At 64.4% G+C, this 12,053-nt stretch carries 13 protein-coding genes and 1 pseudogene; 10 read left to right on the top strand and 4 right to left on the bottom strand.

What is annotated here, in order from left to right; genetic code table 11:
• Positions 1 to 12: 12 nt before the first annotated feature.
• The 3 genes from HV765_RS05435 to HV765_RS05425 all read right to left on the bottom strand — a co-directional run bounded on the left by HV765_RS05435 (position 13) and on the right by HV765_RS05425 (position 3,138).
• A complete protein-coding gene (locus tag HV765_RS05435) occupies positions 13 to 387 on the bottom strand; it encodes a thioredoxin family protein (RefSeq protein WP_006222300.1) in 375 nt (124 codons plus the stop codon).
• A 175-nt stretch (positions 388 to 562) separates the two neighbouring features.
• On the bottom strand, positions 563 to 1,585 hold the full coding sequence (locus HV765_RS05430; protein WP_054421770.1) for an LLM class flavin-dependent oxidoreductase: 1,023 nt from the start codon (positions 1,583 to 1,585) through the stop codon (positions 563 to 565).
• Positions 1,586 to 1,845: 260 nt separating this feature from the next.
• A complete protein-coding gene (locus HV765_RS05425; RefSeq protein WP_175169041.1) occupies positions 1,846 to 3,138 on the bottom strand; it encodes an NCS2 family permease in 1,293 nt (430 codons plus the stop codon).
• Between the two features lie 110 nt (positions 3,139 to 3,248).
• Here HV765_RS05425 and tsaD point away from each other — a divergent pair, with 110 nt between their 5' ends.
• Positions 3,249 to 4,280, top strand: coding sequence for a tRNA (adenosine(37)-N6)-threonylcarbamoyltransferase complex transferase subunit TsaD (gene tsaD / locus HV765_RS05420; RefSeq protein WP_175169040.1), 1,032 nt, complete (start codon positions 3,249 to 3,251; stop codon positions 4,278 to 4,280).
• 183 nt (positions 4,281 to 4,463) lie between these two features.
• On the opposite strand, the gene plsY is transcribed toward tsaD, so the two are convergent.
• Positions 4,464 to 5,105: a glycerol-3-phosphate 1-O-acyltransferase PlsY gene (gene plsY, locus HV765_RS05415; protein ID WP_054421776.1), complete on the bottom strand. Its 642-nt coding sequence runs from the start codon at positions 5,103 to 5,105 to the stop codon at positions 4,464 to 4,466.
• Between the two features lie 180 nt (positions 5,106 to 5,285).
• Here plsY and surE point away from each other — a divergent pair, with 180 nt between their 5' ends.
• The 9 genes and pseudogenes from surE (at position 5,286) to HV765_RS05375 (ending at position 12,043) form a co-directional block, all read left to right on the top strand.
• The gene (gene surE, locus HV765_RS05410) at positions 5,286 to 6,044 is read left to right on the top strand and encodes a 5'/3'-nucleotidase SurE (RefSeq protein WP_054421778.1); all 759 of its coding nucleotides are present in this window, start codon (positions 5,286 to 5,288) and stop codon (positions 6,042 to 6,044) included.
• Positions 6,029 to 6,853, top strand: a complete 825-nt coding sequence (locus tag HV765_RS05405; protein WP_054421780.1) for a protein-L-isoaspartate(D-aspartate) O-methyltransferase — start codon at positions 6,029 to 6,031, stop codon at positions 6,851 to 6,853. Before surE ends, HV765_RS05405 begins: the two co-directional genes overlap by 16 nt.
• A gap of 17 nt (positions 6,854 to 6,870) precedes the next feature.
• Positions 6,871 to 7,734: a peptidoglycan DD-metalloendopeptidase family protein gene (locus HV765_RS05400; RefSeq protein ID WP_054421782.1), complete on the top strand. Its 864-nt coding sequence runs from the start codon at positions 6,871 to 6,873 to the stop codon at positions 7,732 to 7,734.
• Positions 7,731 to 8,510: a 3'-5' exonuclease gene (locus HV765_RS05395; protein ID WP_054421784.1), complete on the top strand. Its 780-nt coding sequence runs from the start codon at positions 7,731 to 7,733 to the stop codon at positions 8,508 to 8,510. The genes HV765_RS05400 and HV765_RS05395 overlap by 4 nt, the downstream gene beginning before the upstream one ends.
• 203 nt (positions 8,511 to 8,713) lie before the next feature.
• Positions 8,714 to 9,343, top strand: a complete 630-nt coding sequence (locus tag HV765_RS05390; protein WP_054421786.1) for a hypothetical protein — start codon at positions 8,714 to 8,716, stop codon at positions 9,341 to 9,343.
• A gap of 418 nt (positions 9,344 to 9,761) precedes the next feature.
• A complete protein-coding gene (locus HV765_RS05385; RefSeq protein WP_175169039.1) occupies positions 9,762 to 10,514 on the top strand; it encodes a TorF family putative porin in 753 nt (250 codons plus the stop codon).
• 241 nt (positions 10,515 to 10,755) lie between these two features.
• Complete coding sequence (locus tag HV765_RS05380; RefSeq protein ID WP_054421790.1) at positions 10,756 to 11,103, top strand: Imm51 family immunity protein; 348 nt, start codon at positions 10,756 to 10,758, stop codon at positions 11,101 to 11,103.
• Positions 11,104 to 11,209: 106 nt separating this feature from the next.
• Positions 11,210 to 11,320 (top strand): annotated as a pseudogene (locus HV765_RS32050) (helix-turn-helix domain-containing protein); the annotation flags it as partial.
• Positions 11,321 to 11,413: 93 nt separating this feature from the next.
• Entirely contained in the window at positions 11,414 to 12,043 is a 630-nt protein-coding gene (locus HV765_RS05375; RefSeq protein ID WP_276529722.1) for a LysR family substrate-binding domain-containing protein, read from the top strand.
• Positions 12,044 to 12,053 lie beyond the last annotated feature (10 nt).

The following is a 12,053-nucleotide window of genomic DNA, read 5'->3' as shown; positions in this document are numbered from 1 at the left end:
CCCCTTAGTTGTTTACGCGTTCTGGCTGTCTTGCGCCGCGGCGATTTCCTGGTGGACCTTTTCCATGTCCACTTCCTTGATCTTGGCGAGCAGCTCGTTCAGCTGGCCGCCCGACAAGGCGCCGGGTTGCGAGAACAGCAGGACCTTCTCACGGAAGACCATCAGCGTGGGGATCGAGCGGATACCCAGGGCGCCGGCCAATTCCTGCTCAACGTCGGTGTTCACCTTGGCGAACGTGACGTCGGTGTGCTCGGTCGCGGCTTGCTCGAACACGGGAGCAAAACCACGGCAGGGGCCACACCAGGGAGCCCAGAAGTCGACGATCAGGGTGCCGTCGGGGGTGATGGCGTCCTGGAAGCTGTCTTTGGTGAGTTCAACAATACTCATTTTGTATCCTTGCCGCGATGCACGGCGCAAAAGGCGGTGTCAGAGATTCAGGGTGTGCCTGCCCCGGACCTGATTCGGCGACGCTTGATGTGCCACGCGCTCTGTCGGTAATAGTAGAGCCGTCGATAGCTGCGTCGCAATGGTTAGCGCTATGGAGAGCGCAGTCAGCGGTGCTTTAGACCGCGGTTTTTGTGGAGACGCCGGCGTCGTTCTTCAACGACGCGACAATTTCGAAGGAGCGCAGGCGGTCGGCGATGTCGAAGAAGTCGGACACGATCATGACTTCGTCGGCTTCCGTTTCGGCCACCAGCGCTTCCAGACGGCGCTTGACGGTATCGGGTCCGCCCACGATGGACGCGCCCAATCTTTGATTGACCGCTTCACGCTCCCATTCGTTCCACAAACCGTCCATATTCTCGACCGGCGGCTGCAATTGCAGGCGGTGCCCGCGCACGAGCGACAGGAATTTCAGCTGCTGCGTGGTGGCCTGGCGCTGAGCGGCCTCGTCGGATTCCGCCGCCACCACCGGCACGCCGATCATGGCGTACGGGCGGGCCAGCGTGGCCGATGGCTTGAACAGATGCCGGTACAGGCGCATTGCCGCCATGCCCTCGGGCGAGAAGTGCCCCGCAAACGAGAAGGGCAGACCCAATTCCGCGGCCAGACGGGCGCTGAAATCACTGGAGCCCAGCAGCCAGATCGGAATATCCAGGCCTTCGCCGGGAATGGCGCGCACCGGCTGCCCCGGGCGTGACGCCGCCAGGAAGCCGCGCAATTCCTCGACCAGCGCCGGGAACTCCAGGCCACTGCGGGGGCCGCGGCGCAGCGCGTGCTGGGTCGCGCCGTCGCTGCCGGGCGCGCGGCCCAAGCCCAGGTCGATACGTCCCGGGTACAGCGTTTCCAGCGTGCCAAACTGTTCCGCGATGACCAGCGGCGCATGGTTGGGCAGCATGATGCCGCCGGACCCGACGCGCAGCGTGCTCGTATGGCCTGCAACGTGGCCAATCAGCACCGCCGTGGCGCTGGAGGCCACGCCGTTGATGTTGTGATGCTCGGCCAGCCAGAAGCGCTTGTAGCCCAAGCGTTCAACGTGCTGCGCCACCGCCACGGTATTGCGGAAGGCGTCAGCCGCGTCGCGGCCCTGAACAATCGGGGCCAGGTCAAGGACCGAGAACGGAATGCGGGCGAGGGCGCTCATGCGGACACCTCAGCGTGCAAGGCGTGACAGGGCGGCAGTGCGGGGGCAAATCGGGTAAGGCGCAAGGTGGACTCCATATACCGTGATACATGGGGAGTGTATCGGCGAAATCAAGCTGAACCGGCAGCAACCTTGTGGGCGGGCGGGTTGTATTGGCTGAGACTATCTTGATGATTGCCAGGGCCGATCGGCCCCGCGCGCGCGCAATAAAAAAGCCGCCACGGCCATGCCGGGCGGCTTTCGTTGCGAGCAGACGCCGCTTATTCCGGGAAGAACGCGTAGCGGATCACGAACAGCACCGCCACCAGCCACGTGGCCGGATGCACGTCGCGGACCTTGCCCGTGGCGGCTTTCAGCACCACGTAGCTGATGAAGCCGAAGGCAATGCCGTTGGCGATGGAGTACGTGAAAGGCATGACCAGCGCCGTCAGGGCGGCCGGCGTGGCTTCGGTGACTTCGTTCCAGTCGATGTCGATCAGCTCGCGCATCATCAGGCCGGCCACATAGAGCAGGGCGGGGGCGGTGGCGTAGGCCGGCACGGCGCCGGCCAACGGCGAAATGAACAAAGCGGCCAGGAACAGCAGGGCGACGACCAGTGCGGTCATGCCGGTGCGCCCGCCTGCCTGCACGCCCGAGGCGCTTTCCACAAACGCCGTCGTGCTGCTGGTGCCCAGTGCGGAGCCTGCGACGATGGCGGTGCTGTCGGCGAACAGGGCGCGGCCCAAGCGGTTGGGCTTGCCTTCCGGCACCAGGCCGGCGCGCTTGGCCACGCCCACCAGCGTGCCGGTGGCGTCGAACACTTCCACCAGCACGAACACCAGAATCACGTGGACGAAACCGCTGTGCAGCGCGCCCATGATGTCCAGCTTCAAGAACGTGGGCGCCAGGCTGGGCGGGGCCGAGAAGATGCCTTTGAACTCGTTGTAGCCCATCGCCATCGACAACACCGTCACGACGATGATGCCGATCAGGATGGCGCCGCGCACGCGCAGCGCGTCCAGCGACGCGATGATGAAGAAGCCCAGAATCGCGAACAGCGGGCCATGCGTTGTCAGGTTACCCAACGAGACCTTGGTGGCCGGGTGGGCAACGACGATGCCGGCGCTGGACAGCGCGATAATGGCGAGGAACAGCCCGATGCCCGCGGCAATGGCGCTGCGCAGCGAATGCGGAATGCCTTTGACGAGCCATACCCGTATGCCCGATATCGTCAGGATCAGGAAGATCACGCCCGAGATGAACACGGCGCCCAGCGCCTGTTCCCACGTGTAGCCCATGGTCTTGACCACGGTGAAGGCGAAGAACGCGTTCAGGCCCATGCCCGGCGCCATGCCGATCGGCCAGTTGGCGATCAGCGCCATCACCAGCGAGCCCAGCGCGGCGGCCAGGCAGGTGGCGACGAAGACCGCATCGCGGTCCATGCCGGTGGACGACAGGATGTCCGGGTTGACGAAGATGATGTATGACATCGTCAGGAAGGTCGTCAGACCGGCCACGATCTCGGTGCGCGCGGTAGTCCCGTGTTCACGCAGCTTGAATAGCTTCTCCAGCATTCGAGTCCCCAATGGGTTTGCAGGCTTATAGGTTGTTGTGGGCGGCGGCCGAAGGGCCTCCGCAATTTTGAAACAGGCGTATTTTCGCATCAGTTGTAAACTCTGCCGCCATGATTATTCTCGGCTTTGAAAGCTCCTGCGACGAAACCGGTGTCGCAGCCGTTTGTACGGAACGAGGTCTGCTCGCGCACGCGCTGCATACCCAGATCGCCATGCACCAGGAATATGGTGGCGTGGTGCCGGAACTTGCCTCGCGCGACCATATTCGCCGCGTCGTCCCCTTGACCCGTCAGGTGCTGGAAGAGGCAGGCCTGCAAATGTCGGACATCGGCGCCGTGGCCTATACGGCCGGCCCGGGCTTGGCGGGCGCGCTGCTCGTGGGCGCGAGCGTTGCGCAGTCGTTTGCGTGGTCTCGCCATCTGCCCGCCATCGGCATCCATCACCTGGAAGGGCATCTGCTGTCGCCGATGCTGGCCGACCCCAGACCCGACTTTCCCTTCGTGGCGCTGCTGGTGTCTGGCGGCCACACGCAACTGATGCGGGTGGACGGCGTGGGCCGCTACGAATTGCTGGGCGAAACGCTGGACGACGCCGCAGGCGAAGCCTTCGACAAGTCGGCCAAGCTGATGGGCCTGGGCTACCCCGGCGGCCCCGCGTTGGCCAAGCTTGCGGGCCAGGGCGACGCATCGCGCTTCGAGCTGCCTCGGCCGATGCTGCACAGTGGTGACTTGGATTTCAGCTTCAGCGGCTTGAAAACGGCTGTGCTGACGCGGGTCAAGGCGGCGGAAAAGGCGGGCGGGCTGGACGACCAGACCCGCGCCGATCTGGCGGCGGCCACGCAGGGCGCAATTGTGGATGTGCTGGCGGCCAAGGCCATCAAGGCGCTGAAGCAGACCGGGCTGCGCCGGCTGGTGGTGGCGGGCGGCGTGGGCGCCAATCAGCTGCTGCGCGCCAAGCTGGCCGCGGCCCTCAAGCCGTTGCGCGCCCAAGCGTACTTTCCCCCGTTGGAACTGTGCACCGATAACGGCGCGATGATCGCCTTTGCGGCGGCCGAGCGAGTCAAGGCGGGCTTGGTGACGCTGGACCCGGATGCGCACAGCTTTACGGTCAAGCCGCGCTGGGACTTGGCCGATATCGCTTAGCGGTCGGTGAAGGCAGTCGGCAAAGGCAGTCGGCAAAGGCAGTCGGCAAAGGCAGTAGGCAGACGCAGTCGGCAAACGCATCCGGCAAACGCATCCGGCAAACGCATCCGGCAAACGCATCCGGCAATAAAAAAAGGCGGCCAGGCCGCCTTTTTCATCGAAAAGCGCGTCTCGGAAGACCGCTTATTTTTTCTTGCCGCCGCCAATTTTGCTTTCGGTGCCTTGCACCAGGCGCGTGATGTTGGCGCGGTGGCGGTAGAACAGCAGCACACCGATGACGGCCAGCGCGATGCCCATGGCGGGCTGGGCATACCAGGCCAGGCCTGAACCGAACACGTAATACACCGGCGCAAAGAACGCCGCCACCAGCGAGGCCAGCGAGGAATAGCGGAAAAAGATGGCAATGATCAGCCAGGTGGCCGCGGTGGCCACGGCCAGCCAGGGCTGAATCGCCACCAGCACGCCCAGCGCCGTCGCAACGCCCTTGCCGCCCTTGAAACCCAGGAACACGGGGTACAGGTGGCCGACAAAGGCGGCCAGCGCCACCAGGGCCAGGCCAGCCGGAGCGATGCCGGGGGCCAGCTGTTCAGCCAGCCAGATCGCGAACCATCCCTTGGCGGCGTCGCCCAGCAAGGTCAGCGCAGCCGCCGTCTTGTTGCCGGTGCGCAGCACGTTCGTGGCGCCAGGGTTCTTGGACCCGTAGCTACGGGGGTCTTGCAGCCCCATCAGCTTGCTGACGACTACGGCGAACGGCACGGAGCCGATCAGGTAGGCCAGCAGGATGAGCGCAGCGGTGAACGCCAGGGAGGGTTCGGTAATCGCCATGGAAAGGGAGTCCGTTGTTGTCGTAATGGCGCGGATTCTACCGCGCCCGGGGGCGGCCCTGGGTACGGGTTATCGAGCGTGGCGTCGGCGCCCGCTTGTCGCAGGCAGTCATACAGGGTCCGGCTGCGGACGGTACAATCCGACACGTCCACGCGCGTTTTATTTTCTTTCGGATGCACAATGCGAATTCTGGTTTCGAACGATGATGGTTACTCAGCCCCTGGGCTTGAAGCGCTGGTTGCCGCGCTGGAAGGCCTGGGCGATCTCACCGTCGTTGCGCCCGAGACCAACCACAGCGGCGCCTCGAACTCCCTGACGCTGAACCGCCCCTTGTCGGTGCGTACGGCGTCCAACGGCTTCATCGCGGTCAACGGCACGCCGTCCGACTGCGTCCACGTGGCGCTGACGGGGCTGATGGATACGCGGCCGGATCTGGTCGTGTCCGGTATCAACAACGGCGCCAACATGGGCGACGACACGCTCTATTCGGGCACGGTCGCCGCGGCTAGCGAAGGCTATCTGTTCGGCATCCCGGCCATTGCGTTTTCGCTGGCCGAGAAAGGCTGGGAACACATCGACTCCGCTGCGCGCGCCGCCCGTCTGGTCGTCGAACGCCATCTGGCCAAGCCCCTGGCGGCGCCCGTCTTGCTGAACGTCAACATCCCCAACCGCCGCTTCGACGACCTGCACGGGTTCGCCGTCACGCGGCTGGGCAAGCGGCATCCGTCGCAGCCCGTGGTGCGCACCACCACGCCGTACGGCGATACCGTTTACTGGATCGGCCCTGTAGGCTTGGCGGCCGACGCCACCCCCGGCACGGATTTCCACGCGGTGGAGCAGGGCATCGTGTCGGTGACGCCGCTGCGGCTGGACCTGACGCAGCACAGCCAACTGGATGAAATCCGCACTTGGGCAGAGCCGCTATGCGTAAACGCGTAAGCCAACCTGACGTGTCCCAGGCCGTGCCAGGCCGGCCCAGCCCGGTCCGCTATGACTCAGGCCGCCTCGGCCCCGGCATCACGGCCACGAACAGCAACACGCGCATCTCTGCGCCGACCTTGCAGCGCCCAGCGCAAGCACCTGTGCCTGCCGCCGGCAGCAACCTGGGCTTGAACTCTGACCGCTTGCGCCAGGCCATGGTGCAGCGCTTGCGCGGGCAGGGCATCAGCGACGAACGCGTGCTGAACGCCATGTCCGCCGTGCCGCGCCATCTGTTCGTGGACGAGGCCTTGGCCAGCCGCGCTTATGAAGACGCGGCGCTGCCCATCGGCCATTCGCAAACCATTTCGCAACCGTGGGTGGTGGCGCGCATGATTGCCGCCGCCTGCGAAGACCGCGCACCCACGCGCGTGCTGGAAGTGGGCGCCGGTTGCGGCTACCAGGCCGCGGTGCTGGCGCAGTTCGTGCGCGAGGTCCATTCCATCGAACGTATCCGCGGGCTCTACGAGCTGGCGCGCGAGCATCTGCGCGCCTTGCGGCTGACCACCAGGATTCGCCTGATCTATGGCGATGGCACCTTGGGCCTGCCCGGCGTGGCGCCGTTCGATGCTATCGTTGTGGCTGCCGCTGGCCTGGCCATTCCGCAAGCGCTGCTCACGCAGCTTGCGCCAGGCGGACGCCTCATCGCCCCGGAAGGGGGCACGAACCAGCGCCTGGTGCTGATCGAACGCACGGGCGCGGCCAGCTGGAAAAGAACTGAATTAGAGGCCGTGCGCTTTGTGCCGCTACGCGCCGGAATACAATCTTGAGCAAACAGGAGAAACGTATGCTCAACGGGCAGTCGCAACTGACCGCTATGACTATGGGCGCGTCCATGACGCGCCTTCGCCGTCCGCTTTTTATTGCGGGGGCACTCAGCCTGGCCATATTGGCGGGCTGCGCATCAAAAGGAACTCGCGCTCCGGTGGTCGACATGACCGGCGGGCAACCTGCACCGACGGCAGCGCCCGGTGGCAGCTATGTGGTCAAGCCGGGCGACACGCTCTACAAGATCGCCCGCGCCAACAATGTGGACATGGAAAGCGTCAAGCGCTGGAACAACCTCAGCGATCCCAACCAGATTTCGGTGGGCCAGGTGTTGAAGATGTCGGCCGGCAGCGGCGGTGGCGCGCAGTCGGCGCCCATTGCCAGCGCCAAGCCGCAGCCGCGTCCTCTGGATCAGCAGCCCGACGCGCCGGTCGCGTCGTTGCCGCCTCCGGATGCCACGCCCGCGCCAGCGCCAGCTCCCGTTGACACCAAGCCCGCCCCGCGCGCGGCAGACGCCAACGTCATCAACTGGGCATGGCCCGCCAATGGCTCGATCGTGCAGACGTTCAACGCCAGCAGCAAGGGTATCGATATCTCCGGCGCGCTGGGTGACCCGGTCACCGCCGCAGCCGATGGCCTGGTCAAGTACAGCGGCAACGGCGTGCGCGGCCTGGGCAACCTGATCATCGTTGAGCACCAAAACGGTTTCATCACCGCCTATGCGCACAACCGCGCCTTGCTGGTGAAGACGGGCCAGAACGTCAAGCGCGGCGCCAAGATCGCCGAGCTCGGCCAAAGCGACACCACGTCGCCGCGCCTGCACTTCGAGATCCGCCGCCAAGGCACGCCGGTTGACCCGATGCAGTACCTGCCCACCAAATGACGCCCACCCTGGTATTCGACCTTGAAACCATCCCCGATGCCGATGGGCTGCGCAAGCTCAACGGCTGGGGGCCCGAGGTCCCTGACCAGGAAGTGGTCGAGCGCGCGTTGACCGCGCGCCGCGAGGCCGTCGGACACGACTTCCTGCCGCTGCATCTGCACAAGGTGGCGGTGGTGGGCTGCGTGTTTCGCGACGACCAGGGTTTTCGCGTCAAGACGCTGGGCCAGCCTGATGATCCCGAAGCGGCCTTGCTGGCCGGCTTCTTCAAGACCATCGAACGCTACACGCCCAAGCTGGTGAGCTGGAACGGCTCGGGTTTCGACCTGCCCGTTCTGCATTACCGCAGCCTGATCCTGGGCGTGCCTGCGCCGCGCTATTGGGACATGGGCGAAGAAGACCGCGACTTCAAATTCAACAACTACATCGCCCGCTATCACACGCGCCATGTGGATTTGATGGACGTGCTGGCCAAGTACAACGGCCGCGCCAACGCGCCGCTGGATGACCTGGCCAAGCTGTGCGGCTTTCCCGGCAAGCTGGGGATGGACGGCAGCAAAGTGTGGGAAGCCTGGAACACGGGCCGCGCTGACGAAGTCCGCGCCTATTGCGAAACCGACGTCGTCAACACCTGGCTGGTCTATTGCCGCTTCCGCTTTTTGCGCGGCGAGCTTGACCGCACGGGCTACGACGCCGAAGTTGCGCTGGTGCGCGACACGCTGTCGGCCAGCGATGCGCCGCATTGGAAGGAATACATGGCGGCGTGGGACGCGACCTGATCCGGTTGGGGACGAGGTCAGCAACACGAAGCACGGGGCCGTCATGGCCCCGTCTTCACGTCTGGCATCACGGGGCTGTCACGGCCCGTCTTCACGTCTGGCGCAGGCGCAATCGACTGAAACATGGACGGCAGGCACGAAACCTGGTTGAAACCGGGCGCACCGCACAATGGCCTCGCTTTCTTCACTTTCAGGAGACACACATGTCCCGATTCGCGATTCGCACCAATTTGGCCGCTCTTGCATTTGTCGCCGCGACGAGCGGTCTGGTGGCGGGCTCCGCCGTGGCCGCACCGCCGCCTCCCGCTGACGGCGGCCCTGCTGCCATGCAGCACCACGGCCCGCGCGGCGAGTTCCATAAGGGCATGCGCGACGGCTTGTTCATTCCCGGCCTGGGCCCCGTGTCCAAGGCGCAAGTTGACCAGCTGAAGCTCGACGACAAGCAGCAAGCCTTGTTCAAGACCGCGCAGGACGGCCAGCGCAGCCTGCATGAAGCCATGCGCGCGGCCGGTGGCAAGCGCCATGATCTGCTGAAGGCGCAACTGGACAGCAACAAACTGGACCCGCGTGCGCTGGCCACGCAATCCGAGCAGTCGCGTGACCAATTCAGCACGCAGGCCAAGCAGGTGCGCGACCAATGGCTGGCCGTTTGGGACAGCCTGAACGACACCCAGCGCGGTCAAGTGACGAAGATCGTCAAGGAACGCGAAGCCAAGATGCAGGAACGTCACGCCAAGATGGAAGAGCGTCATGGCAAGGGCCGCGGTGGTATGCCCCCGCCGCCGCCGCCTGCCGGTGACGTTCCCCCGCCGCCTCCGCCCGCAGCGAACTAAGCCCGCAGGCACCCGCTGCCTCACCCCTCGGCAAAGTAAGCCCGCCGCCCACCGCTGCTTGAACGGCAGCGGGCAACGCCCGCCCAGCCCCGGTCATGCCCCACGCGTGCCGGGGCTTTTTTATCGGCCTTGCGGCCACCCCCTCATTCGCACCGGGTACGGTATCCCGCCTATGAACCACGTTGGCGCGGATTCCCCGTTTTGATGCATGAGCCATCATCGCCACGCCGCCGCTCGCACGATTCTGGTGCATGGCCGCAAAGATTCAACGCGCTGCAAGCCGTTTGTCACCCCGCTGAAACCTGGCACGGACATTGCTTCATGGAAAGAGAGCCGGTAACCACCGCTGCAAAGCCGGTCAGATGGATGCGCCACAGGCCGTCCTCCTCCTCGTTAAATCCGATCAGGACTCCGCACCATGAAGAAGACGTTGCTAGCCTTGCCTTTTGCGCTTGCCGCTTGTTTCGCCTCGACGGCTCAGGCCGAACCCACCGATCTGGGGGGCGGTTTTTCGCTTAGCGGTAACGCCACCATCGCCAGCGACTACCGTTTCCGCGGCTACTCCCAGACCGACTTCCGGCCTGCCGCGCAATTGGGCGTTGACCTGACCCATAGCTCGGGCTTCTACCTGGGTAACTGGAACTCCAACGTGTCCAATTTCGTCTTCACCGACGGCAACCTGGAAATGGACTTCTACGGCGGCTGGAAGGGCGACGTCGGCGGCGGCTTCACGCTGGACGCCGGGGTGCTGCACTACTACTACCCGGGCTCGAGCTCTCCCAAGGGTGGTAACTACAACAACACCGATCTTTATTTGGGCGCGTCCTACGGCAGCTACTCGCTGAAGTATTCGTACACGCCCAGCGACTTTTTCAGCACGCCTGACAGCAAAGGCACCTGGTATCTGGATGGCACCGCCACCTTTGACCTGGGTGACGGCTGGGGCTTGCTGGGCCACTTGGGCTATCAGAAGCTGAAGAACCAATCGAACATGGACGGCGACTCCATCGGCCATTACGTCGACTACAAAGTTGGCGTCACGAAGGACTTGAAGGGCTGGGTGCTGGGCCTGGCGGCAGTGGGCGCCACCAAGGACAACTGGCTGCCCACCAAGTACGGCCATCCGTCCGGCCGCCTGGGCGCCGTCTTCTCGGTATCGCGCTCGTTCTGATGTGAAATCCGTGGCGGCGCTTTCATCGGCGTCGACCTTTAGGGGGATTGATGGAGACTGCCTGATGGGGCAGTCCCCTTCAATTCCCCTTTTTTTATGCGGATTGCGCGCACCCGGTTTGCGGGAATCCCGATAATTGCCTTTAATGGTCGCGGCCGCGACGCCGCGCACACGCGTTTTGCGCGGCGTCGATGCATGTCCGCCACCGTGGCGGCAGGCTATTCAAGGAGCTTCGAGCGCAGTGACCATCGATTTTGAAGAATCAATCAAGCCATTTTCCTGGACGGAATATGAAGGCAGCTATTCGGTAACCCTCACCGTGGGGGAGTACAAGGCCGAAGTCTTCAGGCGCAGAAGGGAAGAGGGCTTTTTGGGTACCGGCTACGACTGGGTGTCGTTGGCGCTGGTCTTCCTGAACGAGAAGATGCCCGAACTTTCTGATCAGATCGATTTTGATCCCGAAGCCGATACCTTCTGCGCGTATTCGGAAGATAGCGACGCGCTCAAGGCGTTTAGCCTGGCATTCAAGGCCGCGTGCGAAGACTGGCGCCTGGTGCAAGATTTGTTTTCACGCGCCGAGCTGGATTGATTTTTCGAAGCGGGCCAGTCGAATGGGACAGCCGAATATTTCGATGATTGAAACTCGCTTGTTGCGGCAGTTCGTCGCCGTTGCCGAAACCTAGCATTTCAATCGCGCGGCGCAGCGCCTGCACATGGCGCAACCGCCGCTTAGCCAGGCCATACGCCGCCTGGAAAGCGAGATTGGCGCAACCCTGTTCGAACGCACCAACCGCAGCGTGGCGCTGACACCGGCTGGCGCTGCGTTCCTGGAATCGGCCCGCCGTATTCTTGATTCGCTGGAGGAAGGCGTGGCGCACGCGCGGCGTGTGGCGCAGGGCATGGACGGGCATCTGACGCTGACGTTCATCAACATCTCGCCTTACGCGTCGCTGCTGCGCGCGCTGCGTGATTTTCGCAGCGGCTACCCGGCCGTCGCATTCACGCTGCAAGAGGCCACCACGCAGGAACAGGTGCAGGCGCTGGAGGCCGGCCGGGCAGATATCGGCTTCATGCGCGCGCCGGGCGCCACCACGCCCAGCCTGCAATTCGAGACCCTGCTAAGCGAGCCCATCCACGTGGCATTGCCGGCAGAGCACCCGCTGGCTGTCGCCGAGGTGGTGGATCTGGCTGCATTGAAGGACGAGCCCTTTGTGGCGTCGCCGCGGCGGCTGGGGCAGGGCTTTCATGATCAGTTGATTCAGCTGTGCCAAGCGGCGGGTTTCGTTCCGCGCGTGGCGCAAGAGGCTCGGCAGTTGCAAACGGTGGCCGCGCTGGTGTCGGCGGGCTTTGGCGTGGCGCTGTTGCCCGCGTCGCTGGCCCAGCCGGGGCGGGGCGACATCGTGTTCCGGCCCATTGCGGTGGATGCGCCTGCGCCGATGCAGCATCTGGAACTGCTGATGGCGTGGAATCCGGGCCAGCTGTCTCCCGTGCGCGACCGCCTGATCGACGCGATTCGTCAGATCAAATAAGACTTTTGGC

Origin of the sequence: Achromobacter kerstersii (assembly GCF_902859595.1) — a bacterium.
GTDB lineage: Bacteria > Pseudomonadota > Gammaproteobacteria > Burkholderiales > Burkholderiaceae_B > Achromobacter > Achromobacter kerstersii.
The sequence above is the reverse complement of the archived record's forward strand: the minus strand, read 5'-3'. Positions and strand labels throughout refer to the sequence as shown.

Excerpts from the sequence above, each read along its gene's own strand:
- HV765_RS05435 (WP_006222300.1), bottom strand. The coding sequence starts at position 387 with ATGAGTATTGTTGAACTCACCAAAGACAGCTTCCAGGACGCCATCACC.
- HV765_RS05430 (WP_054421770.1), bottom strand. The coding sequence starts at position 1,585 with ATGAGCGCCCTCGCCCGCATTCCGTTCTCGGTCCTTGACCTGGCCCCG.
- HV765_RS05425 (WP_175169041.1), bottom strand. The coding sequence starts at position 3,138 with ATGCTGGAGAAGCTATTCAAGCTGCGTGAACACGGGACTACCGCGCGC.
- tsaD (WP_175169040.1), top strand. The coding sequence starts at position 3,249 with ATGATTATTCTCGGCTTTGAAAGCTCCTGCGACGAAACCGGTGTCGCA.
- plsY (WP_054421776.1), bottom strand. The coding sequence starts at position 5,105 with ATGGCGATTACCGAACCCTCCCTGGCGTTCACCGCTGCGCTCATCCTG.
- surE (WP_054421778.1), top strand. The coding sequence starts at position 5,286 with ATGCGAATTCTGGTTTCGAACGATGATGGTTACTCAGCCCCTGGGCTT.
- HV765_RS05405 (WP_054421780.1), top strand. The coding sequence starts at position 6,029 with ATGCGTAAACGCGTAAGCCAACCTGACGTGTCCCAGGCCGTGCCAGGC.
- HV765_RS05400 (WP_054421782.1), top strand. The coding sequence starts at position 6,871 with ATGCTCAACGGGCAGTCGCAACTGACCGCTATGACTATGGGCGCGTCC.
- HV765_RS05395 (WP_054421784.1), top strand. The coding sequence starts at position 7,731 with ATGACGCCCACCCTGGTATTCGACCTTGAAACCATCCCCGATGCCGAT.
- HV765_RS05390 (WP_054421786.1), top strand. The coding sequence starts at position 8,714 with ATGTCCCGATTCGCGATTCGCACCAATTTGGCCGCTCTTGCATTTGTC.
- HV765_RS05385 (WP_175169039.1), top strand. The coding sequence starts at position 9,762 with ATGAAGAAGACGTTGCTAGCCTTGCCTTTTGCGCTTGCCGCTTGTTTC.
- HV765_RS05375 (WP_276529722.1), top strand. The coding sequence starts at position 11,414 with ATGGACGGGCATCTGACGCTGACGTTCATCAACATCTCGCCTTACGCG.